General features: G+C 51.9%; 20 protein-coding genes and 2 pseudogenes. 13 read left to right on the plus strand and 9 right to left on the minus strand.

Going from position 1 to position 24,025, the window contains the following annotated elements; all coding sequences use genetic code 11:
* Positions 1-31: 31 nt before the first annotated feature.
* Both wecB (AC1ME2_RS20480) and AC1ME2_RS20485 read left to right on the plus strand, forming a co-directional pair.
* Positions 32-1,132 (plus strand): non-hydrolyzing UDP-N-acetylglucosamine 2-epimerase, encoded by a 1,101-nt coding sequence (wecB, locus tag AC1ME2_RS20480; protein ID WP_480436325.1) that lies wholly within the window; start codon positions 32-34, stop codon positions 1,130-1,132.
* The gene (locus tag AC1ME2_RS20485; protein ID WP_480436327.1) at positions 1,132-2,235 is read left to right on the plus strand and encodes a glycosyltransferase family protein; all 1,104 of its coding nucleotides are present in this window, start codon (positions 1,132-1,134) and stop codon (positions 2,233-2,235) included. Before wecB (AC1ME2_RS20480) ends, AC1ME2_RS20485 begins: the two co-directional genes overlap by 1 nt.
* Before the next feature lie 64 nt (positions 2,236-2,299).
* Here AC1ME2_RS20485 and AC1ME2_RS20490 read toward each other — a convergent pair whose 3' ends face one another.
* Entirely contained in the window at positions 2,300-2,719 is a 420-nt protein-coding gene (locus tag AC1ME2_RS20490) for a hypothetical protein (RefSeq protein ID WP_480436329.1), read from the minus strand.
* The gene (locus AC1ME2_RS20495) at positions 2,719-4,122 is read right to left on the minus strand and encodes a GMC oxidoreductase (protein ID WP_480436331.1); all 1,404 of its coding nucleotides are present in this window, start codon (positions 4,120-4,122) and stop codon (positions 2,719-2,721) included. The genes AC1ME2_RS20490 and AC1ME2_RS20495 overlap by 1 nt, the downstream gene beginning before the upstream one ends.
* Before the next feature lie 393 nt (positions 4,123-4,515).
* On the opposite strand from AC1ME2_RS20495, the gene AC1ME2_RS20500 reads away from it, so the two are divergent.
* The 7 genes from AC1ME2_RS20500 to AC1ME2_RS20530 all read left to right on the plus strand — a co-directional run bounded on the left by AC1ME2_RS20500 (position 4,516) and on the right by AC1ME2_RS20530 (position 13,993).
* Positions 4,516-5,487 carry a glycosyltransferase family 2 protein gene (locus AC1ME2_RS20500; protein WP_480436333.1) on the plus strand — a complete coding sequence of 324 codons (972 nt, stop codon included), beginning with the start codon at positions 4,516-4,518 and terminating at the stop codon, positions 5,485-5,487.
* A gap of 259 nt (positions 5,488-5,746) precedes the next feature.
* The gene (locus AC1ME2_RS20505; RefSeq protein ID WP_480436335.1) at positions 5,747-8,224 is read left to right on the plus strand and encodes a hypothetical protein; all 2,478 of its coding nucleotides are present in this window, start codon (positions 5,747-5,749) and stop codon (positions 8,222-8,224) included.
* A 185-nt stretch (positions 8,225-8,409) separates the two neighbouring features.
* Positions 8,410-9,381, plus strand: coding sequence for a UDP-glucose 4-epimerase family protein (locus tag AC1ME2_RS20510; RefSeq protein WP_480442250.1), 972 nt, complete (start codon positions 8,410-8,412; stop codon positions 9,379-9,381).
* On the plus strand, positions 9,378-10,406 hold the full coding sequence (locus AC1ME2_RS20515) for an MraY family glycosyltransferase (protein ID WP_480436337.1): 1,029 nt from the start codon (positions 9,378-9,380) through the stop codon (positions 10,404-10,406). Before AC1ME2_RS20510 ends, AC1ME2_RS20515 begins: the two co-directional genes overlap by 4 nt.
* 106 nt (positions 10,407-10,512) lie before the next feature.
* Positions 10,513-12,510 carry a polysaccharide biosynthesis protein gene (locus AC1ME2_RS20520; protein ID WP_480436339.1) on the plus strand — a complete coding sequence of 666 codons (1,998 nt, stop codon included), beginning with the start codon at positions 10,513-10,515 and terminating at the stop codon, positions 12,508-12,510.
* Positions 12,511-12,857: 347 nt separating this feature from the next.
* On the plus strand, positions 12,858-13,160 hold the full coding sequence (locus AC1ME2_RS20525) for a transposase (RefSeq protein WP_480435584.1): 303 nt from the start codon (positions 12,858-12,860) through the stop codon (positions 13,158-13,160).
* Positions 13,161-13,186: 26 nt separating this feature from the next.
* Positions 13,187-13,993, plus strand: coding sequence for an IS3 family transposase (locus AC1ME2_RS20530; RefSeq protein ID WP_480442245.1), 807 nt, complete (start codon positions 13,187-13,189; stop codon positions 13,991-13,993).
* Between the two features lie 500 nt (positions 13,994-14,493).
* On the opposite strand, the gene AC1ME2_RS20535 is transcribed toward AC1ME2_RS20530, so the two are convergent.
* The 7 genes and pseudogenes from AC1ME2_RS20535 to AC1ME2_RS20565 all read right to left on the minus strand — a co-directional run bounded on the left by AC1ME2_RS20535 (position 14,494) and on the right by AC1ME2_RS20565 (position 21,891).
* Positions 14,494-15,450 (minus strand): GDP-mannose 4,6-dehydratase, encoded by a 957-nt coding sequence (locus tag AC1ME2_RS20535; protein ID WP_480436340.1) that lies wholly within the window; start codon positions 15,448-15,450, stop codon positions 14,494-14,496.
* 815 nt (positions 15,451-16,265) lie between these two features.
* Positions 16,266-17,103, minus strand: a pseudogene (gene wecB, locus AC1ME2_RS20540) (non-hydrolyzing UDP-N-acetylglucosamine 2-epimerase).
* 54 nt (positions 17,104-17,157) lie between these two features.
* Positions 17,158-18,729: an FAD-dependent oxidoreductase gene (locus AC1ME2_RS20545; RefSeq protein WP_480436341.1), complete on the minus strand. Its 1,572-nt coding sequence runs from the start codon at positions 18,727-18,729 to the stop codon at positions 17,158-17,160.
* Positions 18,726-20,006, minus strand: a complete 1,281-nt coding sequence (locus AC1ME2_RS20550) for an NAD-dependent epimerase/dehydratase family protein (RefSeq protein ID WP_480436342.1) — start codon at positions 20,004-20,006, stop codon at positions 18,726-18,728. The genes AC1ME2_RS20545 and AC1ME2_RS20550 overlap by 4 nt, the downstream gene beginning before the upstream one ends.
* Positions 20,003-20,530, minus strand: coding sequence for a GtrA family protein (locus AC1ME2_RS20555; RefSeq protein ID WP_480436343.1), 528 nt, complete (start codon positions 20,528-20,530; stop codon positions 20,003-20,005). The genes AC1ME2_RS20550 and AC1ME2_RS20555 overlap by 4 nt, the downstream gene beginning before the upstream one ends.
* Positions 20,527-21,540 carry a glycosyltransferase family 2 protein gene (locus AC1ME2_RS20560; protein ID WP_480436345.1) on the minus strand — a complete coding sequence of 338 codons (1,014 nt, stop codon included), beginning with the start codon at positions 21,538-21,540 and terminating at the stop codon, positions 20,527-20,529. The genes AC1ME2_RS20555 and AC1ME2_RS20560 overlap by 4 nt, the downstream gene beginning before the upstream one ends.
* A 12-nt stretch (positions 21,541-21,552) precedes the next feature.
* Positions 21,553-21,891, minus strand: coding sequence for a hypothetical protein (locus AC1ME2_RS20565; RefSeq protein WP_480436347.1), 339 nt, complete (start codon positions 21,889-21,891; stop codon positions 21,553-21,555).
* A 420-nt stretch (positions 21,892-22,311) separates the two neighbouring features.
* Here AC1ME2_RS20565 and AC1ME2_RS20570 point away from each other — a divergent pair, with 420 nt between their 5' ends.
* The 4 genes and pseudogenes from AC1ME2_RS20570 to AC1ME2_RS20585 form a co-directional block, all read left to right on the plus strand.
* Positions 22,312-22,644 (plus strand): ComEA family DNA-binding protein, encoded by a 333-nt coding sequence (locus tag AC1ME2_RS20570; RefSeq protein ID WP_480436348.1) that lies wholly within the window; start codon positions 22,312-22,314, stop codon positions 22,642-22,644.
* Between the two features lie 109 nt (positions 22,645-22,753).
* Positions 22,754-23,101 carry a type II toxin-antitoxin system RelE/ParE family toxin gene (locus tag AC1ME2_RS20575; RefSeq protein WP_480436349.1) on the plus strand — a complete coding sequence of 116 codons (348 nt, stop codon included), beginning with the start codon at positions 22,754-22,756 and terminating at the stop codon, positions 23,099-23,101.
* 10 nt (positions 23,102-23,111) lie between these two features.
* A complete protein-coding gene (locus AC1ME2_RS20580) occupies positions 23,112-23,414 on the plus strand; it encodes a helix-turn-helix domain-containing protein (RefSeq protein ID WP_480436351.1) in 303 nt (100 codons plus the stop codon).
* 235 nt (positions 23,415-23,649) lie between these two features.
* Positions 23,650-23,958: pseudogene (locus AC1ME2_RS20585) on the plus strand (SDR family NAD(P)-dependent oxidoreductase); the annotation flags it as partial.
* Positions 23,959-24,025 lie beyond the last annotated feature (67 nt).

The raw sequence follows: 24,025 nt of genomic DNA on the forward strand, positions 1-24,025 counted from the left end.
GACTTTGAAGATTGAATGAGGTAGCCGAGTTATGAAAATCAAAATTATCTGCACAGTAGGTACGCGTCCTGAAGCCATTAAAATGGCTCCCGTGATTTTGGCACTCAAAGAGCAGCCATGGGCCGATGTGAAAGTACTGGCGACTGCCCAGCACCGCCATATGCTCGACCAGGTTCTTAACTTTTTCGGCATCACACCCGATATCGACTTGGACATCATGCGTCCGAATCAGGCTCTGACGACGCTGACGGCCAGATTGTTGCTGGCGCTTGATGAAGTCTTGCTCGCCGAGAAGCCGGATGTCGTTCTGGCTCAGGGTGACACCACGACGGTGATGACCATGGCGCTGGCATGTTTTTACCATCGCATTCCGTTCGGTCACGTTGAAGCTGGCCTGCGAACATGGGATATTCAGAACCCATTTCCGGAAGAAGCGAATCGCGTCATTGCAGGCCGCTTGACCCGCTGGCATTTTGCACCCACCGAAAGCTCGCGCCAGAACCTGCTCAAAGAGGGCGTTTCGGATAGCGACATTACTGTTACCGGCAACACGGTAATCGACGCACTAATGATGACTGCCTCAAAAGAACTTGAAATTGGTATCGAGATTCCTGAAGACAAGCGCCTGATCCTGGTTACCTCGCACAGACGAGAGAACTTCGGCGAACCATTCCGAAATATCTGCCGTGCACTGAAAACCATCGCAGAACGGAATCCGGATGTTCAGATCCTCTATCCGGTTCATCCGAACCCGAATGTAAAAGACGTTGCGATCGAGCTGCTTGGCGACTGCAGCAATATCAAGCTTTGTGATCCGTTGGATTACGCGCCATTCATCGCGGCAATGAAACGCTCTTATCTCATCATCAGCGATTCGGGTGGCGTACAGGAAGAAGCACCCGCCCTCGCCAAGCCTGTCCTGGTCCTGCGCGATGAAACAGAGCGCCCGGAAGCAGTCGAGATGGGCGTTGTAAAACTGGTCGGCCCCAACTACGACCAGATCGTCAACGAAGCACAAACACTGCTGGATGATCCTGAGGCCTACAACGCCATGGCTCGCGGGATCTCTCCTTATGGCGACGGCAAGGGCGCGGAACGCATTGTCGCGGTCCTGAAGGAGCACTTCGCTTAATGCAGTTGATTTATTTGTCGCCAGTTCCCTGGACCAGTTTTGCCCAGCGCCCCCAGAAATTCGTACGGTGGTTCCACGAGATCACTGGCGGCAAGGTGTTGTGGGTTGAGCCTTATCCGAGCAGGTTCCCTTCACTCTCTGACCTGAAGAAAAGATCAGTTAGTGACCGTATCGAGGGGAATCATGGTGAACCCTGGTTGACCGTATTGGCTCCTGGGGCTTTACCCCTGGAACCCCTGCCAGGCTCTGGCTTGATCAACGGGACACTGATGTGGAGAAGCGCCTTAGCCAAGCTTAAGAGTTTCTCCGCGGAAGCGGACACATTACTTGTGATAGGCAAGCCAACTGTCATTGCCCTGCAGATCATGAAGGCACTGCCTAAAGTTAAGTCGGTGTATGATGCCATGGACGATTTTCCATCGTTCTATGGGGGGTGGTCGAAAAAAGCCATGAGCTATCGCGAACTCGCGATCGTCAAAAAGGTCACTCACCTGGTCGTATCATCTACGGCGCTGAAGAACAAATGGGAGAGCGTTCGCTCAGAAATAAACGTTATCCCAAACGCTTTGGATGCCGATCTCCTGCCGCCCTCGAAGACGACCCCTATGCGCGAAGAACGTCGTATTCTAGGATATGTAGGCACTATAGGTGCATGGTTTGACTGGCCGTGGGTGATAGCGCTCGCCAACGCGCGTCCGCAGGACACCGTCTGCCTGATTGGCCCGCTCTATAACAGTCCTGAATCGGCCATACCAAGCAACATCGAATTTTTGCCCGCCTGCGACCACAAGCAAGCGCTAAATGCCATGCTTGGATTTGATGTGGCGCTGATACCCTTTCTTAAAACATCACTTACTGCGTCCGTGGATCCGATAAAATACTACGAATTCAAGGCACTTGGATTGCCCATCATTTCGACCAGTTTTGGAGAAATGGTGTACCGCGCCGCGGAAAAAGGTGTGTATTTAACGACAGAAGATACCGCGCTCAATGAGGTGGTGGAAAAAGCCCTGAAATACAAACCCGACACTGAAGAGATAGAGCTCTTCAGGCTGGAAAACAGCTGGCAAAAAAGATTTTCGAAAATGCCCATTATCAACTAAACACATGAAGCCTTGAGCGAAAACGCGATGACCGGCCTTCATGACCGGTCAATAGCGAACACTATCAGGCTACTTTCGGGCACCCGGTGTCGATGCTTTTTAGAGCAGAACTCGGCACTCCACCTCCCGCAACCAAAATAATAAATACTTCAGTTTTCGTTATCGTAAGGTTCTGGTAGGTCACGAACCTGCCTGAGTTCGAATCATCAATAATAGACTGAGACAGCACTTTCTTCACCGCTGCGTCATCGGCTAGTTCTTTACCATTCACTTGCTTATATATGGCAGCAATGGTATCGATGACTGCGAAGTCTTTCGAATGCGGCAGCAAAGCAGTGATAGGTTTTAAATTAGTCCGAATATAGGAAAATATTCTTTCCATCGACTTCTGTTGCTTACTCGTACAGGAGTCACTGTCGAATGAGCAAGCCGATACCGCGAGACAAGCCGGGACAATAGCCAGAAACTGACGTCGAGTTGTCATTACGCGCCTCCTTGAATATGCTCACCCAGCCGGATCGCCAGCGCTACGATAGTCATAGTCGGGTTACTGAACCCCCCGGTTGGAAATATCGAACTGCCAGCCACATATAGATTACTCACCCCGAATACTCGGCAGTTTTTATCCACCACTCCCTCTTCCGAATTACCCCCCATGCGCGTTGTGCCATGAAGATGGCCTACCGCTTGAACGGCCACCGGGGTTTCTGGCTCACTCCATACCTGCATGCATTGCGTTGAAAGCCACTTTTTGGCGGCGGCAACGATTGCTATTTGAGGGCCCAGATCAAGCTTCAAATGTCCGTCGTTCTTTCCTGCAATGACATCTGCATCAAGAACCGAATTATTGGCGACGGACATTTGCTCCATTCCCAGAGTGCACTGATAGAACTGAGGCTCTACCCCATGGATTGCGCGGTAATTGTTGGCGACCTCAAGTTCACTGGGTTCTAATCGGTCGGCATAGAACTTGACCAATTGAAAATTGAAATCGGTGAGGCTGTGCTTTTCAAGATAACGAGCGGTCGGCGCAATCGAAATAAACGTACGTGACCAATACTCAGGCTTATCAATCAGAGCAGCCGTTTCCGGAGAGAAAAGAACTTTACCAATGGAGTAGCAATGAGGGTGCTCATAAAAATAATTGCCTACAAAGGCTGCGCTCTTGTCCTGAAGCTTCAAACTCTTTTTCGAGCGCGCCAGCACGCGGGCATTGCCAACCGCTCCACCTGCCAGAACGACTTCTTTAGTACATTTTACTTTTTTGAGCCCGGCGGGTGTTGATACAACAAGGCTTGTCACCTTTCCACCTTGGCTTTCAAAAAAATCGACAGTCGCATTTGTGACAAGCGTGATCAGCCTGGAAGCTGCTACATGCTCTTTTAAAGTGGTTTCATAGCGAGTAGGGGGAGAGAAACCAAAAGGTTTAGCCACCAGATCGGTTTTGTCAGAGATTAGAATATCGTCTACCAACGCACGTTCACCGCCCTCGATTTGAAGCCAGTCACTGGCCTTGCGATAGAACGGGAGTAATTCGCTTTTCTCAATGGGCCACGCCGGATATCCAGCAAGGTCTTTTCTCGAAAAGTTCAGTGAGCGTAATGTAGTGCACCATCCGCCCCACACACTGGAAGCTCCGCCAGGTTCACGTCGAACATGGAGTTGAGCATAACTTTCAGAAACGCCGTAATCGGCTTTCGCAATAGTTTCGGAAGTGATTTTCCACTCTTTTTGCCCCGGCCCAGAACCAGATTCAAACAGAGTGCAAGGAATACCTCTAGACTCTAATGTGTAAGCGGCGGCAAACGCAGCCAGACCTGAGCCTACGATTATAACGTCTGGAGAATTCTCTCCCCGCTTCAAAAACTCCGGAAATTCGACGACCATGACAGCTTCGCTATAAATTTATGAATCCAGAATAGTAGCACAGGATCTATACTAGTCACACACGGTGTGCCAATAGTGACGGTAGATCGATACTAGGCATCACCGCGCTCACCCCGAAGCGAGCCTGCTACTTCCAATTACTAGGCTTGACAAAACATATTTCGTTAAAATGACATGAGGCAGATCCTCCGCCTCGCCAAGGAAACGTGCATCTACCCGTACGCAGCTCTGCCAGCAAAGCCGCGCTGGACTGGAAAGACGCTCGCCCGCACCAACTATTTAGCTTGATTCGGCCTCCCCGAAAAAAGTGACACGCAACGGTGAAAAGATTATGATGCCTACAACTACGCCGGACGTTTCAGCGTCGCCTTGTATTGCGAACAGGAATTTAAAGTGGCAGCACAACAGAAAATTGCAGTGGTCATCCCTTGCTTCAAAGTAAAGTCTCAAATATTGGATGTCATTTCAAATATCGGCCCTGAAGTTGATCGCATTTACGTTGTGGATGATTGTTGCCCGCAGAACTCAGGCGCTTATGTTGAAGAAAATTGCAGTGATGATCGCGTCGTTGTGCTGTACAACCCTGTAAATCTTGGCGTAGGCGGAGCCGTCATGAATGGCTACAGTGCCGCTATCCAAGATGATATGTCGATCATTGTCAAAGTCGACGGTGACGGCCAAATGGACCCTCGCTTGATCCGGCAGTTTGTTGCCCCGATTGTAAGTGGCGAAGCCGACTACACTAAAGGCAACCGCTTTTTCGATCTTGAAGAAATACATGCAATGCCCAAGATGCGTTTATTTGGTAATGCGGTTTTATCATTCATGACCAAATTGTCTTCGGGCTACTGGGACCTGTTCGACCCTACCAATGGTTTTACAGCGATCCATCGAGACGTTGCAAAGCACTTGCCATTCGGCAAGATAAGCAATCGCTATTTCTTTGAAACGGATATGCTCTTCAGGCTTAACACCTTACGAGCGGTCGTCATCGATATACCGATGGATGCAAAATACGGAGACGAAGAAAGCAACCTTAAAATATCAAAAATCGTCGGCGAGTTCCTGCTCAAGCATACAAAGAACCTGTCAAAACGGATTTTTTATAATTACTACCTTAGAAATATGTCACTGGCCTCGCTGGAACTGCCGCTGGGGCTTGTAATGTTATTGGCAGGAACCTGCTTCGGGATAAGTCATTGGATTACATCCATTACGTCAGGCGTCCCTACGGCAGCAGGCACTGTGATGTTATCGGCACTCCCTATTATTCTTGGCACGCAACTGATTTTAGCCTTTATTGGTCATGATGTTTCATCCGTTCCCAAACGACCATTCCACTTAAAAATGCAATTTCGGCGTTAATCAATTTAGGAGTATTATAAATTTATGACTTGCTTAATTGCTTTTATTTATATTTTTGGCGTCGCTGCGGGTCAGATCTTGTTTAAGATGAACGCATCATCACTATATAAAACGGGCAATTTTTTGACATAACAACCTTCAAGAGCGACTCAGTCCACAGTATTCCGTCGGTATCGCTCCGATCATCAGCGGTATTGGTATTATCGTCGCTATTAGATCGTAATGTACTCAACTATTAAAAAACACTGGCAGCTTTCAGATGTCTAAGACCGCGTCTCCTTCTTCAATGCTCATCATTGGCGTTCTATTGATTTTCGCATTGAGCATTCCCGCCTTGGTAGCACACTACTCACCCACACTTCCTTTTCACTGGAACGTACCGCTGCTTTTAGATGCTGCCTGCTGGACACTGGGCGTACTTGCAATTGCTGCAGCATTCAAAACAATTAACTCTGGCTGCTCGCGCCAAGCCTTACTGGCATTGCTATTTATATATGTTGTCGTAGGTATAGGCATCGCAAGCACATTGGCGGTTATTTATTTCATTGTATCGTCTTACTTGCTTGGTCGACTGGCCTTGCAGCGGGTATCAACAGATACGCTAGCGGTAGCACTATTCGATCGTGCGTTGCTCGTTGGGATCGGTCTCTACGTTTGTCTGTTTAGTGTGTTAATCCATTTTCCGATCAATCACCAGATAGTCTATCTGGCAATCCTGACCGTTCCTTTTCTGCTTCTGAAAAAAAAAGAGAAAAGAACTGTTGTATTGAATGCATTGCGCAGCAATATTTCATCAAGAGTAACGGCACTTCAACAGGTACCCTTCGGAACGGTAGTAGCTCTGGTTTTACTCATTGGCTATGTTTCCAGATTCAGCTTTTTCCCCTCTATTGGTTTTGACGATAACGTATTACATCTAAGAATGTGGACGGAACTGACTCAGTACCATTTCTACAGTTTCGATATCGAACATCAGATCTGGTCTGTCGCCCCATTTGCCATAGATCTCCTGCATTCGATCATTTCGCTGGCGTCAAACTCAGATGCGAGAGGGGCACTAAACATTGCAATGCTAGGGCTGCTCCTTCGCGCGGTGTGGATAATATCGTCCTGCTTTCTCGACAATCGTCTCGATAAGGCCCTTGTCCTGCTACTATTCTGCAGCACCCCCATACTCTCCACCCTTCTGACCTCGCTGCAAACTGAGTTGCTGCTGGCACTTATGGTCACGATGGGGGTGAAGGTGCTGCTGGAGGAAAAGGGGGGGGACGCCAATACCAGATCGCTCGCGATTTTGGCTGCCGCATCATTGTGCGTCGCAACCAAACTACCCGGCATGGTTTTGGGCCTTATGCTATTAATAGCATACGCTCCTTTACTTTTTCGTGAAAAAATAAACTTAAAGGCCGATGATAAGCATCGCCGACTTGCGTTTTATATACTGCTTTTATTTGTACTTGCTTACACTGCAGTGCAGTCATATGCCTATTCCTGGTTGGTGTCAGGCAACCCGCTATTCCCCCTGTATAACGAAATATTTAAATCCCCTTATTTCGCCATACGAAATTTTTCGGATCCACTATACCAAAAGGGGTTTTCATTGCAGAGCTTCTGGTCCATTTTTTACAATACCAGCGCTTACTATGAATCAAAAAATTTTGTTGCCGGCTTTCAGTATCTCTATCTGTTGCCGGTCGGCCTTATCGCACTGATTGCTAGCAAGAAAACAAGCGTTCGAATCAAACTGATCCTGATAGTGCCGACACTGGGTTTTGGGCTAATTATGTTTGCCGCCTCTCAATATTGGCGGTATCTGTTTCCTGTCGTGCCGCTTGCGAGCGTGATTGTAGGTTTTCTTCTGTACCGGCTCGGTAGTGTTTGCGAAGGGGCGGCGAGTGGAACCTGGATCATTAGAGCTGTTTTTGTGTTCTTTATCGCAACTAATGTCTTTTTCCTCCCTGGAGTTACGTGGTATTTCTCTATCCCCCCTCAGTTTTCCTATACAACACAAGGCAAGGCAAGGATGACCGACGCCGTTGCTCCTTCCAAGTCTCTCACCGCATATCTGAGTAAAGACGCTAAAAATCCGACTGTGCTGTACGATCCCAATGCATCGTTGGGAGCGACGCTTCTCGGAAAACCGATTTATACGAACTGGTACTCTCCGAAACAGCGAGATGAGTATGACCAGATCAAAAGCAAAGCAGATGTTCTATCCCTGCTTGAGCGTAATCACATAGAGTATGTCGTATGGGACTCCACTCTATTGGCCACTCGAGTCAATCGCAATGCAATGCTACAGTTCTTGACCCTGCACGGCCAGCCGATCTATCAAGCCGGCCCGCTTATAGCGTACAAAATTTCAGCCGATGAGGTTCGTTATAAGCCATTTTTTGACATACACACTCAGGCTCTCGCGGCCCCAGAGGCGACCTCCACGCATTCATTGATGGCAGATACCAGGCCAAGAGTCATCGCGACGATCGCGATCAGCAATGCAAAATCCGCAAAATATGACGTGGCCTTCGAGTGCTCCGACTCAAGTGGTTCGTTTATTGCGCAGATTAATTGGAATGTAATGCCCGTCTACTACAAACTGATTCCGTGTGTGAAAGGCCGAGTAAACTTCACAGAAACCTTGCCCATTCCACAGGGCGCAACCAGTGGCGACATTTATGTCACCGCTAGAGACCGAGAAAGCGTTGAGGTGGTCGATTTAAGTATTGGCCTCAACTAAAAAATAATTACCCCATACTGCTTCTGCTTTGGGTTTTGACGCCGAAGTGGGTAGTGGGGTACGTATTTCGGGGGGAAGGTCAAAGGATGCTTACAATCTCCCCCAATTATCTAAAGACGCTTTTCTGTCCAATCAGTATCATCAATCATTTCGCGTCTGCACTCGCATCATTCAGAGTCATCGAAATGGTTGGTAGGTCAATTCTTGTCACCGGGGCGAGCGGTTTCCTGGGGGCTTCGCTGGTCAGGCACCTGGCGTCATCCGAGGCTTTTTCAGTCAGGGCGCCTGTCAGAAATACGCGTTTTTGTTTTCCCGCGTCGGTAGAGGTTCTGCCTATCGCGGATCTTGATGCGTCGACGAGCTGGCAGCACGCGTTGCCTGGCGTGGAGGTTGTGGTGCATGCGTCCGCACGGGTGCATGTGATGAGCGAGGCCGCGCAGGATCCTTTGGTTGAGTTTCGCAAGGTGAATGTCGAGGGCACGCTCAATCTTGCGCGTCAGGCCGCTGCGGCTGGGGTCAAGCGATTCATTTTCATCAGTTCGATCAAGGTCAACGGTGAAAGCACTTCGCCTGGTAAGCCGTTCTCGGCAGAGGATGCGCCTGCGCCTGTCGACGCTTATGGTATTTCCAAGCTGGAGGCCGAACAGGGCTTGTATGCACTGGGTGCATCGACGGGTATGGAGGTGGTCATTATTCGTCCGGTTCTGGTGTACGGTCCGGGCGTGAAGGCGAATTTCTTGAGCATGATGCGTTGGCTGTCCAGGGGGATTCCATTGCCGTTGGGCGCCATTCATAACCGTCGCAGCCTGGTCGCGTTAGACAACCTGATTAGCCTTATCGTTATTTGTATTGATCATCCGCGCGCGGCCAATCAGACTTTTTTGGTCAGCGATGGTGAGGATGTTTCCACCTCTGACCTGTTGCGCAAGCTGGCCTGTGCGCTGGGCAAGCCTGCGAGGCTGTTGCCGATACCGGGCTGGTTAATGCAAGGCGCTGCTGCTTTGCTGGGGCGCCGAAATGTGGCCCAGCGGTTGTTCGGGTCCTTGCAAGTGGATATCAGCAAAAACCGAACGTTATTGGGTTGGACACCTCCGGTCACTCTTGATCAGGGTTTAAGACTGACTGCACACCATTTTCTGGAATCACGTCATTCATGAGTTATTGGTGGCTTACCCCCGCAATCGCTGTTGTATCGTTTTTTCTAACCGCCGCTCTGCGCCGCTACGCGCTCGCCCGGAGCCTGTTGGATATCCCTAACGCCCGCAGTTCTCATTCTTTGCCTACGCCCCGGGGTGGTGGGGTGGCCATTGTGTTGGCGTTTCTATTGTCCCTTGGGGTTTTGTTTTCGCTGGGGGTACTGACGCACGCCACGTTTTTAGCCGCGAGTGGTGCTGGGGTGCTGGTCGCGGTTATTGGTTTTATGGATGATCATGGGCACATTGCCGCCAGGTGGCGTTTGCTGGGGCATTTTGCCGCGGCAGCGTGGGCGTTATTTTGGCTTGGCGGGCTGCCAGCGATCAGTGTGTTTGGTCTGTCGATTTCGTTTGGTTGGCTCGGGCAGGTGCTTGCGCTTTTTTACCTGGTCTGGATGCTCAACCTTTACAACTTCATGGACGGTATCGACGGTCTGGCCAGTGTCGAGGCGGTCTGTGTGTGTCTGGGGGCTTGCCTGCTGTATGGGTTGACTGGGCACGGCGACTTGATGTCGGCGCCTCTGTTGCTTGCGGTGTCGGTGGCAGGGTTTTTGTGCTGGAATTTCCCTCCTGCCCGAATTTTCATGGGCGATGCGGGCAGCGGGTTCCTGGGCATGGTGCTTGGAGTGCTGTCTTTGCAGGGCGCCTGGGCGGCGCCTCAGCTACTCTGGGGGTGGCTGATCTTGTTGGGGGTGTTTATTGTCGATGCTACCTTTACGTTGAGTCGCCGCTTGGTACGGGGTGACAAAGTGTATGAGGCTCATCGCAGTCACGCTTATCAGTTTGCTTCTCGCCGCTACGGCAGGCATCTGCCTGTCACCTTGGCCGTGGGGTTGATTAATCTTCTTTGGTTGCTGCCTATCGCTGTGGCGGTCGCCTGTTATGGGCTGGATGGAACGCTTGGGCTGATAGTGGCCTATGTGCCGCTGGTGTTATTGGCGGTGAAATTTCATGCCGGCGAGCTGGAAACTCCCGGTCGCGGAAATTAAGTATCGTTGCAGTTGTCGTATCGTCACCGATGATAAATTGCAAAGGTACGTATAATGGCCGCGGCTAATGGACACGAGGCCTATGGCCCTCAGGAGCTGACGATTTATGGATAAAATACGTGATTTTCTGGTGGGGCTGCCGAGACAGCAGAAGCGGCTGATACAGGTCTGTACGGATGTCGTGCTGGTCTGGGTTGCGCTGTTGCTGTCGTTCGTCGTTCGTTTGGGGATCGAGGATGTGACTCATCCCCTGTTCCAGCACACGTTTTTATTTATCGCGGCCCCCGTGGTGGCGATCCCGCTGTTTATCCGTTTCGGCATGTACCGGGCGGTGATGCGCTATTTCGGCAATGACGCGTTGATTGCCATCATCAAGGCAGTCAGCCTGTCTGCCCTGATACTTGCGTTTGTCGTTTACTGGTCCAGCAATCATGAGCCCGTCGTGCCGCGCTCGATCATCTTCAATTATTGGTGGTTGAGCATGGTGATCATCGGCGGGCTGCGCCTCGCCATGCGCCAATTCTTCTTGGGTCACTGGTTTTCGGGTGCCCAGCATGTTCCGTTCACCAGTCGTGACGACGGTCTGACCAAGGTTGCGATCTATGGGGCAGGTGTTGCGGGTAATCAGCTGGTTGCTGCCTTGCGGATGGGGCGAGTCATGCGCCCAGTGGCGTTTATTGATGATGATCCCAACATTGCTGAGCGGGTGATTGCTGGCTTGCAGGTGTACAAACCCAAGCATATCAAGCAGATGATTGATGTCACCGGCGCAACCGAGCTGTTACTGGCACTGCCGTCCTCAACCCGTGCGCGGCGTCGGGAGATTCTCGGTTATCTGGAAGGCTTTCCACTGCACGTACGTAGCGTGCCGAATTTCACGGACCTGGCCAGTGGCCGGGTTAAGGTCAGTGATATTCAAGAGGTGGACATCGGAGATTTGCTGGGTCGCGATGCTGTACCTGCTCAAGAAGAGTTGTTGGAGCATTGCATTAAAGAACAGGTCGTATTGGTGACCGGGGCAGGTGGGTCGATTGGCTCCGAGTTGTGCCGACAGATCGTCCATCTCGGCCCCACAAAATTGCTGCTGTTCGATCACAGTGAATTCAATCTTTACAGCATTCTTGGCGAGCTTGAGCAGCGCATTGCTCGCGAGTCGCTGGCTGTCGAGGTATTACCCATTCTGGGGTCGGTGCAGCACCCGTGGAAACTTCTCGATGTGATGAAGACGTGGGACGTGGATACGGTTTACCACGCTGCCGCCTATAAGCATGTGCCCATGGTTGAACACAATATCGCCGAAGGCGTATTGAATAACGTGATGGGTACGCTCTACACCGCCCAGGCTGCCCTGCAGTCCGGGGTTTCGAATTTTGTGTTGATCTCCACAGACAAGGCAGTGCGCCCGACGAATGTGATGGGCAGCACCAAACGCCTTGCGGAGCTGACGTTGCAGGCGTTGAGCCGAGAAGTGGCGCCCGTACTGTTTGGCGACAAGGCCAACGTCTCTCAAGTCAATAACACGCGGTTTACGATGGTTCGGTTTGGTAACGTATTGGGCTCGTCAGGCTCGGTTATTCCGCTGTTCCATAAGCAAATCAAAAACGGTGGGCCACTCACGGTCACTCATCCCAAGATTACACGTTACTTCATGACTATCCCTGAAGCCGCTCAGTTGGTTATTCAGGCGGGTTCCATGGGGCAGGGGGGGGATGTGTTCGTACTGGACATGGGCCAGCCGGTGAAAATTATTGAACTCGCAGAGAAGATGATCCACTTGTCAGGACTGAGCATTCGTTCGGACCGAAACCCTGAAGGCGACATAGAGGTGGAGTTTGTCGGGCTGCGTCCTGGTGAGAAGCTCTATGAGGAGTTGCTGATTGGGGAGAATGTCGCCGAGACACAGCACCCGATGATCATGTGTGCCAATGAGGATCACCTGAGTTGGGATCAGCTGAAAGTAAGGATTGCGGATTTACTGGGGGCTGTTGAGACCAATGATTGCGAGCACGTGCGTCAATTGCTTCGCGAGGTGGTAAGCGGCTACAGCCCGGAAGATGGGATTGTCGACTGGATGTACCAGCAACGGCATAAAGAGCCGCTATAAATTTTCAGCCAACCGCTTCACCCTGGTGGGTCAGGTACTCCGGGCAGAATCGATAAGGTCTATGCGTTTGAAATATAAGAGGTAAATTTTCGAAGATCTGTAGGAGCTGACTTGTCTGCGAAGGCCATTCGATGAGATCAGTCAGGCACACCGCGTTGCGGCTTTCGCAGACAAGTCAGCTCCTACGGGGATCAGCGTTTGGCTGGAAACCGCACTCAATAAAAACATTATTATTCAATGGCTTACGATTTTCTGTAGGAGCTGACTTGAACTGGCCTAATGATTCTGGACACCTTCATCGGGCGCTATGATGGCGCCCAAATCAGAGGTGTAAATTGACTAAAGCCATGCGGGTTTCCTACTCCACCGAGTTCAAGCTCAAGGCTGCTGCCTTGGTGTTGGACGAGAATAAGTCTGTCCAAGATGTCTGCGCCAACATGAATATCGGTCTGACCGCACTGCGTCGGTGGGTTGATCAGTTGCGCAAGGAGCGTCAGGGAAAAGCGCCAGTCGGAACCAAGGCAATCACACCTGAGCAAAAGCGTATTCAACATCTCGAAGCCCTTCTCAAGCAAAAAGACATGGACATCGAAATCTTAAAAAAGGCTGGTGCTCTCCTGCTGTCGGACTCCAAAGATCGTTTGTACTGATCGAAGGGCTGGGCGAGCATTACGGCATTAAACGTTGTTGCCGGGTATTGGAAGTCAACCGCAGCAGCTTCTATGACTGGCTCAGTCGTCGTGGCCGAGTTAACAAGCAACGAGAGCAGCTCAAGGTCGCCGCCGTTAAAATACATACAACTTCACGAGGGGCTGCGGGCACAAGGATGCTGTCCAAGGCGTTGCAGGCGCAGGGTCATCAGGTGGGACGTTACATGGCCCGCAGCTTGATGAGGGAGGCCAATATCGTCAGTCATCAACGTCGACCGCACAAGTACAAGTCCTCCGGTACAGAAGCGCTGATAGCTCCCCATGAGCTCAAACGCAAGTTCAAGGTTGAGGCCACGAACCAGGTATGGCTCGGCGATATAACGTACATAAAAGCCGGTAAACGATGGTTGTATTTGGCGGCTGTATTAGACCTGTATGCCCGTCGTATCGTGGGCTGGGCGCTATCGATGATCTCCGATGCCACGCTGGCCTGTGAGGCGTTGAAGATGGCTGGCGAGCTTCGGGGACGGCCTAAGCAAGTTCTGTTTCACTCGGATCAGGGTTGTCAGTACACCAGCCACAAATTTCGCGACGAACTGACAGCGCTGGAAATGGGGCAAAGCATGAGTCGTAAAGGCGAATGCTGGGATAACGCACCTATGGAGCGTTTTTTTGGAAGCTTGAAGTCAGAGTGGGTACCCCCTGAGGGCTATGCCACGGAAGCAGAAGCGCGAGCTGATGTAATGAGCTATTTGATGTACTACAACCGCACCAGACTCCACAGCTATAACGGTTATCAATCACCGATAGCTATGGAGCAAATGGCGGCGTAAACCTTAACAGGTGTCCAGAATTACTTGACCAGTTCAACTTGTCTGCGAAGACCATTCAATGAGATCAGTCAGGCACACCGCGTTGGCTGGAAACCGCACTCAATAAAAACATTATCATTCAATGGCTTACGATTTTCTGTGGGAGCTGACTTGTCTGCAAAGACCATTCAATGAGATCAGTCAGGCACACCGCGTTGCGGCTTTCGCAGACAAGTCAGCTCCTACGGGGATCAGCGTTTGGCTGGAAACCGCACTCAATAAAAACATTATCATTCAATGGCTTACGATTTTCTGTAGGAGCTGACTTGTCTGCGAAGACCATTCAATGAGATCAGTCAGGCACACCGCGTTGCGGCTTTCGCAGACAAGTCAGCTCCTACAGGCCTCCGGCCAAGATCGAGATCCAGTTTGCTGCGCGACGGCGCGGCGTGGCAGAAGGGACGACAGGCCTCTGGCCAGAATCGAGACCTAGTTTGCAGCCTGGCTGTCTCCTTCAGGAATCAGACGACGGGTTTTACCTGTTCGCGCCAATAATCCAGAAGTTCGCGCAAGGTCTGCTCCAGTGAAAGGGTGGGTTGCCATCCTGTGGCCTCCTTGAGGCGCTGATTACTGCCTGCCGCCACTGGAATGTCCGAAGGCCGTATACGTTGCTGATCGAGTTTGACCTCGATCTGCGCGTCGCTCAGGGATAGCAGCAGATCAAGCACGTCACGAATTTTATGCGAGCGGCCACTGGCGATATTCATGCACCGCGGATAGTCGGCTCTGTCGGCCAGCTTCAGGAGTTCGAGGTAAGCGCTGCACACATCCTGGACGTCGAGAAAGTCCCGACTCGCTTGCAGGTTGCCGACCTTGAGGACGGGCGCTTGCTGGCCAGACTCGATCAAGGCGATCTGCCGGGCAAAGGACGCGGTGACGAAGTCAGCTGATTGTTGCGCGCCGATGTGGTTGAAGGGCCGGGCGATGACGCCTTTGAGGCCCTGACGAAAATACTCCTGGAACGCGCTTTCGGCGGCCATTTTGCTTGCCCCGTAAGGGTTCAGCGGTTCACAGCGGGTCTGTTCGTCAACGGGTTGTCCTGATTTGAACGCCGCCCCATAAACTTCCGATGAACTGGCGAACAGCACGAAGGCTTCGGGAGCGTGCAGTCGCATCGCTTCGAGCAGGTTCACGCTGCCCATCACGTTGGTCTGCCAGGTTAGAAGCGGTTCGCTGAAACTGGTGGGCACGTGAGAAATGGCGGCCAGATGCACGATATGTGACGGTTGCACCCGAGCGACGACCTGAGCCAGACCGTGGGCGTCACGGATGTCGCAAGTGACCTGTTCGTCCGCGCGGCTGTCCACCCCCTGTGACTGGCTGCTCAGGGCGACGACATGGAACCCGGCATTTTGCAGCCGGGCCGTCAGTAGTTTGCCAACAAAGCCGTTAGCGCCTGTCAGCAGCAAGCGAGACATCAATGCCTTCTCCATCCGCACGGGGTATGAGTCCAGGTGGGTCGAGCCAGTCGGTCAGTGCCAATTGCAGGTTTTGACAGTCATAACGCTGCAGATTGCGTCGACTAGCGGCGGTCTTCTCCCAGCGTATCAGGAATATTGGACCGCGCTTGGGCGATCACTGGCTGCGGGGAGTTGATGCTGGCGTGGGCGCGACGTCGCACGATGTGTTCAGTGACGGAGTTTGCGGTTAGTTACGTTTATGCCAACAGTTTGACAGGTACTGGCTGGGCTTCACTGCTTGCGGATGGCAAGTCGGTAGCTCTCTCGTGGGTATTACGTTTACCGCTCCGGATCAGGCTCAGCGCAAATAGGGTACCTATCAGCGAAATAACGCCCCAACCGATAAAAAAAGTGACCATTTGTAGCTCCCGACTCGGTGAGTCTCCGTCTGGACAACGCTGAAATGAACCGTCGTTCGGTGCATTCAAGACCTTGCCCTAAATCTACATCGAAAAGTGAGTTGTACAAGTCAAAATATCACTTTCTTATCGCCAGAAAAACGGCATGGCGGTGTTTTTCTGGTTCGTTCTGACTAGTGCGTGGCGGTAAATTGGCGAATTTTGTGCGCGATGGTTTTTTGACTATTATTAAATGAGTAGTCTCATGCAGTTAGCAAGGGTGATGAGCAGATAAAGGATTTGGCGACATAATTACGGCGGAAGCGTCGAAAAAACGTTGATAAAAAAGTAATGAGGTTCGCGCCCTTGAATGCCAGCGCTTGGATAGGGTCAAAACGGCTATGGTCGCGCTAGCGGGCACTTTGGGGAGGCAGATCATTCGCAGTGTAAGAAATGTTGCCTTGGAACACTGACGATACGCTCTGCTGCCTTGCCATCGCCATAGGGAGAAACCCCACGAGCCATGGCCTTATAAGAGTCAGGATCAGCGAGCAAACGCTGCGCCTGTTCGATAATGGTGTCCCGATTGGCGCCTACGAGCTTGACCACTCCTAGGTCGACGGCTTCCGGTCGTTCGGTTTCTTCCCACAGTACCAAAACCGGTTTGCCAAGCGCCGGTGCTTCTTCCTGCACGCCGCCGGAATCGCTAATGATCAGTCACCAGAATCAGGCGTTTGCTTGAATCCTGGTCGATATCGAGTGGCAGTGTCCGCGCAGCAGTCGTCAGCAAAGCATCGATGACGGTATTGCCCGTCATGGTGATATCAGTTTGGGCTACGCGTTCGCGCAGTAGGTTGTCCATCGAACCCTGAGTCGGCGCGAAATGCCAACGGGCCAGTTTCCCGGCAATCACTCTGTTGGCTTCTTCGGGGAATGGGCTGTGCATGTCGCCGGTGCGCAGGCCTGCTTCGATATGGCCAAAGGGGATTCGCAAATAGAAACAGGCCAATGCCGCGCTCATCACTGTTGTCGTGTCACCTTGAGCCAGCACTACATCCGGTTTCTCGGACTGCAGGACGCCATCCAGATCCAGCAGTAATCGAGCGGTCAGAGTCGTCAATGACTGATTGGGCCGCATGATGTCCAGATCTATATCGGGAGTAATACCAAAAAACTCGAGCACCTGATCAAGCATGCCGCGATGCTGAGCCGTGGCCAGCACCCGGCAATTGATATTTCCTTCGACCTGAAGGGCCTTGATCACGGGAGCCATCTTGATGGCTTCAGGGCGCGTACCAATGATGCAGAGTACCTATTCCCTTCTTTCCTATACCTGTGTGGCAAGTGAGCGCCCTATCCGGTCCGCGTTGGCCATGATAGTCAGTGTGTGTGACTTTTCTGTAAGGCTTGGCAGGCAGGCCCCGTCGACGAGGTGTACGCCTGGGAGTCCCACCACTTCTCCAACATTGTTCGTCTGTCCAAGCTTGGGTGTCGAACGCATGGGCAGGGTTCCCGCATAGTGGATATCTGCCCCCGGTTTGCCGACAGTGAAGCTCATAGGCATCAATACGGCGCCCATTTTCCAGTAGATTTTACGCAGTATTGCCTCGGCGTTTTTCATTACGTCGCCCGTCTCGGGTTGCAGAGCACCCTCGATCCGAAGCGAACCATCAGTGCTCAGTACGACGGTGTTGTTGGACAAGTGGCCCGGAAGGAAGATATTTCCGACCAGGCAAGAACTGAGGAGGTTTTTCAGCAGTTCGACACTGTAGCGCTTGCTCATGGGAACACGACTAACGAACTCGGACATCGGCAAGCCTGTGGTGCTGAACGTTGAACCGAAAGCGGTAGTGCCTGAAGTAAGATCAAGTGCGAACGACAACTGGCCAAGGCCGAATGTCGAAACTCTTGGGGTGCCTAGCATCCTAGGTAGCCAAAGCAGGAAGGCAGCTGTGGGCGACGACAGCAGCGGTAGTGGTGCTGAGTAGTCAAGGTGTTTGAGGGCGAGCCTGGTCGATGCCAGAGTGCCTGCAGCCAGAAGAAGCCGCCGACTGGAAAAGCGCCTGGATGAACGTTGATCGGTAATTGTCCATGAACCTTCATGCCGATGGAGATCGTTCACCAAAAAGTCTTGAACGTGCTGAAATCCCGGGTACTGCTTGAGCTTTGGAAGCTCTTGTGACGCGGAGTACAACGCCTGATTCTGACAACCCCACAGACAGTTTCCGGACAGATCGCAGGCCTTTCGTTCTTCCAGATTTTGACTCAAGGCAGCTACCCGCGAGCGGCCAAGGCGAAAACCGAGACTGGGGAAAGACTGCCTGTGCCGGGTGTAGTTATCGAGCAATCGTCGGTGCAATTTATCCAGAGGCAAGGGTGGCTGTGACCATTCATCGAGACCAAAATAGTCTGAGAGGTCGTCATAGGCCTGACCACTGATGCCCATACGCCGAGAGACTGTCTCGTAGGACTTCTCCATATCTGCGTAGTCGATGGAGCATCCAGGAAAGTCACTGGCAGGAAGGCGTGCGACGCCGCAGCCCCATGCGTTCGACAGGCCGCCGGTTGCCAGCGATCCTATACCGATGAAGTTGTTTGTCTCTATGCGATTGGCTGCGCTAAACCCCTGAAAGACATGCGCATGGGTCGGGGTCTTTAGTTTGGGTGACACCGCATCGAGTTGGTTCAGGGCGTGGAAGTCCTCGCCTATCATCCATTTCCACTGATGTTTGTCGTTCGTCCTGCTGGTAAGAAACGGGGCGGTTGGCACGGCGCATGAGTCTGAGGCGGCTTGGGCATCCACCATGAGCACTTTCAGTCCCGCTTTAACGAGCGGATAGGCTGCTGAGGTGCCAGCCGGACCACTGCCTACAATAATGACATCGAACTCAGGCTTCACGCTTGATCACTTTCAAGAAATAGATGACGAGCAAGGGGGCTGCACACCAGTGCGAATACCCGCCACGTAAGCTCTTTAAACGCAGTCAGTCCCAGCGCTATCAGGATCGCGAAGAAATTACCCTGATGTGGGGAGCCTAAAAACACTTTTGCTCCCTGGGGGCTGGCCTCGGCGATGCTGATTGCAACCTGCAGCCGCCAGGATAATTCCCGACCATAAGGCTGCTTCAGGAAGCTGTCATTATCGAGTAGGGTCAGGAGAGCCGGCCAGCGCACTATCAAGCGTGAGCTGATCACCTTTTGCGTTCTGCCTGCGCGCTCCAGGGCGCTTGCGTAACGGCGAACCAGGCTTTGTTCCGGGCGGCTCTTAAGTAGGTAGCTCAACAGCACAATCCCCTCCAGGAGTAATTGCCTGCGTTGACCGCGACCTGAACGATGCATGCCATGAGCAAGCGGTCGAAGCTCCATACCTAGTCGTCGCAATGACATCTCGGTGTCCATGTACGGTAGGTTGATGAGTGAAAAAATACGGTCGAGGCCAAGTTTTGCGCTCGTGGATTGCCCTAATAGCAGGCCGAGCAGTTTGATGGGCGCCACCGGGAAGGGCACTGGAAGGCGAACTGCGTTTATACGGTTGTCTGCGATCGACATGAGAAAACGACCAAAGGAAACCGGTTGCACAGAGCCCAGATTAAAAGTCTCTGCGCGAATATCTTCCCGCTCGATGATGGTCAGTATCGAGGCCGCAAGGTCATCGACATGCACGGGTTGCACCGGGGGGGCGGGAAGAAGTATCGGAATGATTGGAAAGCGACGAATCAGCCCTGACAACATTCCAAAAAGTCCGAGTTCGGGTCCGCCATATACTTGCCCCGGTCTGATCACGACCCCGCCAGCGGCCAGCACTTCTTGCTCGATGCGCCATTTCGTTCGCCCATACGCGCTAGGGGCTGTACAGGCAGCAGTCTGGCTGGAGATGAAGATGAACTTGGCCGAGGCTTGCGTAGCGCAGCGGATCAACGCTTGAGCTGCCCGTACCTCGTCCTCTGAGGAAATGTGCGCACTTTTCGAAGTATCCGCAGCCAGGTGGACAAAGGCCTGGATCCCTGCCGGGCAATCAGGTGCGGACCCCTGCAGGTCATACGCCAGCCACGTATAGGCCGAGGGGCATGGCTTTCGTGTAGCGGAAATGATTTCGTGCCCTTTTTTCACGGCCAAGGCCGCCAGCCGCTGTCCGATATAACCTGTCGTTCCGGTTATGAGTACCTTCATAGTCATAAGCTATCAGGTCCATTGGGTCGAGCTGGCTTGGTCGCATCAATATGAAATACGAACAATTTGCTTATCCAGTAGGTGGAGAATGCGCAGGCTACGTCCGAGACAAACTTGACGGGGGTGGGGCTATTAATGACATACAGGGCTGCGGCAAACAAGGCCGATGAAAATGGAATGTTGATGGCGAGTAAAGAGAAGTAACGGATCGCTTGTACTTTACTGCTGCCACGGGTGGATTTGAACGTAAAGTGCCGATGTAAAAAGAACGCAAAGATTCCCCCGATGAACTTGCCTGCAATATTGGCCAGGACCGGCTCATCGTTGAATAACAAAATCAATAAGAGAAAGGACCCCATGTCCAACGCATACACCAAAAGCTGGATGATGCCGTACTTGATAAGCGTCAACATTTTTTCCTGATAACCACGACAGGGTGGAGTGCAAGAATACGCCTCCAGGCCCGCGCTGCCATCGACGTCTCGTGTCTTAAGAGAACGATCCGATAAAAAATCTTTCAGTATTTTCATTTGCCGCTTTCCTGTAGACGGCCTACTTTACGGCGCTTGGCATGCCTCGGTCTGCTTGGCACGGAGGCGATGTCATAGCCAAGGAATGCCATGATTAATTGCAACCCCATGAGTATGGGAAGCGCCCCGAGCATGACGGTGCCCGCGGGCGTTTGGGTGCCATTACTTGCAGATTCGAACCAGTGAAAGCTGCTGAAAATCAGCCCGAAAGAGAGCATTAAAATTCCGATGGCCAACTCGATCGATACCAGAGACATATCCCGTAAGTAGTAATTGTAGAAAATTCGCTTTACGAAGTTTTTGGTGTGTTTAAGTAAGAACTCGCCAATGATTTCCGATACTTTAAGATGACTGACCTCTTCGCCGTACTTGGCGGTCATCGGTATATCAACAACAACGGCGCGCAAGGTATTTAAGTGAAAGAGAATATCCGTCTCAAAAAAGTAGCGTTGATTTACTTTATCAAGCAACAGTAATTTTGCCGCGTCACGATGAATTGCGGTATAGCCATTGGTAGGGTCGAACAGATTCAAACAACCTGTTGATAGATTGACCGTCAGTGATAATACGGCGTTGCCGAAGAGGCGAGCGCGCGGCATTGATTGAACTTCTTCCAAATTAAAAACGCAGTTGCCTTTGGTGTAATCAGCTTCCCCCGCCAAAATCGGCTCAATGAACAGTGGGATCAGAGCGGGGTCCATCTGGCCGTCCCCATCAACTTTGACAATGATGCTCGCGCCATCGGCGATAGCGACTCGATAGCCAGTCATCACCGCGCCGCCCACGCCCTTGTTCATGTCATGGGACAGCACCTTGACCCGAGGGTCGGAACAAACGGTTGTTACATGCCCGCCGGAGTCGTCCGGGCAGGCGTCATCTACGACATAGATACGCCATACTTCGGGCCCTATCGCTTCAATCACACCGGCTATCTGTGCGGTGACTCGATAGCTTGGGATCACTACCGTGACACGCTGTGCTTCGGTGAAAAGCTCTATTTTTGAGTTCATCGATATCGCTGACTATTCTCTGAATGAGAGTGACTTGAACTCCAAAGGAGTTTCAGTGTGGCCTGAAGCATAGATGACAGCGAAATGAGGATTCAGCGGTGAGACGACCGTCATCTCATGCGCCGTCCAGTCTGCCTTGCAGTCAAATACCTCAGCATGGTACTGACGAAGGCGCTGTTGGCATCCATCCAATTGACTTGAATTCGTCCTGACGTTGGTGCGGTAGAGCAGCGCGAGCACGCTGTCTTTGAAGCGCAGGCCCGGCGTCACCTTCACTAACTGAGTGGCAGGTGTCTTCACACTTACCGTGAGAATTTTCTGGAAGGTGTCATAGGTCGATGGCGAAGTCAACGATCAGCCTTCGAGGTTGGAAAGTTCCGGATTCAGCAAGCGTTCTTGGCGGTAGCGATAGGCATTCTCATTGAGTTTTCGTATCTCGATCCCGGTCAATTGTGCGACCCGGAATGGACACTTTAAGTAACCGGCTGAGTTGAGATTCTGACAGTCTAGAGGGATCGATGATCAGCCAATCGACGTGACGGCTCATCAGGAACTGTGCCAGTTTTAATTCAGTGGGGCACGCTCGAAAAATAATTATTTTAAATGAACTCGAAGGGCGCTTTTAGACGGGACTGATGTTCGCTACGGCTTTGCACGTGAGATCAAATATTCGGTAACGCTTGGCTTTTTGACGGGTAACCGCTCTGAGCTACCTTTGAGAAGCAGCTTCGGAAAGTTGCTCTCACCCCCGGATACCATGGAGCGTTACGTATGCGTACTTCTGTCCTCTCGTCCTTCTTGTTTGCCTTGTTCACCACTGCCTCGGTTGCTGTGAGCGCCGCACCTGTCGCGGAGGTTTCAGCCCCCGTCCCTATCAGCGCCTCGGCCCTACAATCCCAGCAGGGTGAGAAGGTCAACCTCAATATGGCCGATGCCGAGATGCTTCAGCGGGAACTGATTGGCGTGGGCAACGCCAAGGCTAAAGCCATCGTGGCTTACCGTGAAGCCAATGGCGAGTTTGCTTCTGTTGACGAGATGCTTGAGGTGAAAGGCATCGGCAAAGCGATCCTTGAAAAAAATCGCGACAAAGTCAGCATTAACTAAATAGGCATCGGTGGATGAAAGGCTGGTCTTTTGACTGGCCTTTTTACTGCCTGAAATAATTGGGTTGGTCAGCAAGTGGTTGCCACTTGTACCATTTTAGGTACAATTTATGAGCGTGACTCATCTTGCTCCCGTACTGGGCGTACGTTTCTTTTGTACCGAGGCTGGCAATGAGCCCGTGCCTGAGTGGTTATCTGACCTTCCGAGGGAGTCAAAGAAGCTGATAGGCACGGATATAAAGACTGTTCAGCTTGGCTGGCCACTCGGCATGCCTGTGGTTCGTAAACTCGACAGCGGGCTCTGGGAGGTCAGGATTGATCTGGGTGACACCATTGCTCGTGTCCTTTTTACGGTCGTAGGTGGTGAAATGGTGTTGTTGCATGGCTTTATCAAAAAAAGTCAGAAGACACCCTCGGCGGATATGAAAACTGCTAAACAGCGCAAAGCAAGACTTTGAGGTACAGCGCATGAACAAACATATCGGTTCCAATTTTGACGACTTTCTTTCTGAGCAAGGCCTTGTTGAGGAGGTTTCTGCTGCGGCCCTCAAACGTGTAATTGCCTGGCAGATTGCAGAAGTGATGAAGGCTCAGCGGATCACCAAAAAAACGCTCGCTGAACGCATGCACACAAGCCGCACGGCTGTGGATCGGGCGCTTGATCAGAATGACGCTGGCATGACGCTAGCGACGCTGGCCAGCGCTGCTCGTGCTCTTGGCCAGCGGGTGGAAGTTCGGTTTATTCCTGAAAAGGACGTGGTTCGGGTTTGACCTATTACTTCGTCTGTCGGTCGTGGGGCCAGGTTTGCGTAGGCCCTTCGCAGACGAGACCGCGTGTCTCGGACCGCACATCCCAATCATTTCTGCCCCCAACCGTAGCGCTAAATCCATTCCTCGCGGTGTCTTGACATATTTAATGTCGATCAACATATAATCATAAAAATTACGGTTGTAATATTAAATACATCTTCCACCACAGGGCTCTTCACGGCCCAGGAGATCTGCAATGAGTACCTTGAACGCAAAAGGCACAGCCCTGATCACTGGCGCTTCCTCTGGCATCGGCGCCACTTATGCCGACCGTTTCGCCAAACGCGGCTACGATCTCTTATTAGTCGCTCGCGACCAGCGCCGCCTCGAAACCTTGGCAACGCGACTGCGTAGCGAAACAGGTGTAAAGGTAGAGGTTCTGAAAGCTGATCTGACCGACAAGGCTGATCTGCTGAAGATCGAACAGCGTTTGCGTGAGGATGTTTCGATTTCGCTGTTGCTCAATAACGCAGGTGTGGCGTTTGCCGGTACGTTTGCCGAGGCGCGAGTTGGGACGTGGTAATGGCGGCTCGTTATAAAGCTCCGGCTGTTTGAGCTTCTTTTTAAAGTTG

Source organism: Pseudomonas sp. ASL9, from assembly GCF_056680335.1.

Bases quoted from the DNA above. Each gene is read 5' to 3' on its own strand.
- wecB (WP_480436325.1), top strand. From the start codon at position 32: ATGAAAATCAAAATTATCTGCACAGTAGGTACGCGTCCTGAAGCCATT.
- AC1ME2_RS20485 (WP_480436327.1), top strand. From the start codon at position 1,132: ATGCAGTTGATTTATTTGTCGCCAGTTCCCTGGACCAGTTTTGCCCAG.
- AC1ME2_RS20490 (WP_480436329.1), bottom strand. From the start codon at position 2,719: ATGACAACTCGACGTCAGTTTCTGGCTATTGTCCCGGCTTGTCTCGCG.
- AC1ME2_RS20495 (WP_480436331.1), bottom strand. From the start codon at position 4,122: ATGGTCGTCGAATTTCCGGAGTTTTTGAAGCGGGGAGAGAATTCTCCA.
- AC1ME2_RS20505 (WP_480436335.1), top strand. From the start codon at position 5,747: ATGTCTAAGACCGCGTCTCCTTCTTCAATGCTCATCATTGGCGTTCTA.
- AC1ME2_RS20510 (WP_480442250.1), top strand. From the start codon at position 8,410: ATGGTTGGTAGGTCAATTCTTGTCACCGGGGCGAGCGGTTTCCTGGGG.
- AC1ME2_RS20515 (WP_480436337.1), top strand. From the start codon at position 9,378: ATGAGTTATTGGTGGCTTACCCCCGCAATCGCTGTTGTATCGTTTTTT.
- AC1ME2_RS20520 (WP_480436339.1), top strand. From the start codon at position 10,513: ATGGATAAAATACGTGATTTTCTGGTGGGGCTGCCGAGACAGCAGAAG.
- AC1ME2_RS20525 (WP_480435584.1), top strand. From the start codon at position 12,858: ATGCGGGTTTCCTACTCCACCGAGTTCAAGCTCAAGGCTGCTGCCTTG.
- AC1ME2_RS20535 (WP_480436340.1), bottom strand. From the start codon at position 15,450: ATGTCTCGCTTGCTGCTGACAGGCGCTAACGGCTTTGTTGGCAAACTA.
- AC1ME2_RS20550 (WP_480436342.1), bottom strand. From the start codon at position 20,006: ATGACTATGAAGGTACTCATAACCGGAACGACAGGTTATATCGGACAG.
- AC1ME2_RS20555 (WP_480436343.1), bottom strand. From the start codon at position 20,530: ATGAAAATACTGAAAGATTTTTTATCGGATCGTTCTCTTAAGACACGA.
- AC1ME2_RS20560 (WP_480436345.1), bottom strand. From the start codon at position 21,540: ATGAACTCAAAAATAGAGCTTTTCACCGAAGCACAGCGTGTCACGGTA.
- AC1ME2_RS20570 (WP_480436348.1), top strand. From the start codon at position 22,312: ATGCGTACTTCTGTCCTCTCGTCCTTCTTGTTTGCCTTGTTCACCACT.
- AC1ME2_RS20575 (WP_480436349.1), top strand. From the start codon at position 22,754: ATGAGCGTGACTCATCTTGCTCCCGTACTGGGCGTACGTTTCTTTTGT.
- AC1ME2_RS20580 (WP_480436351.1), top strand. From the start codon at position 23,112: ATGAACAAACATATCGGTTCCAATTTTGACGACTTTCTTTCTGAGCAA.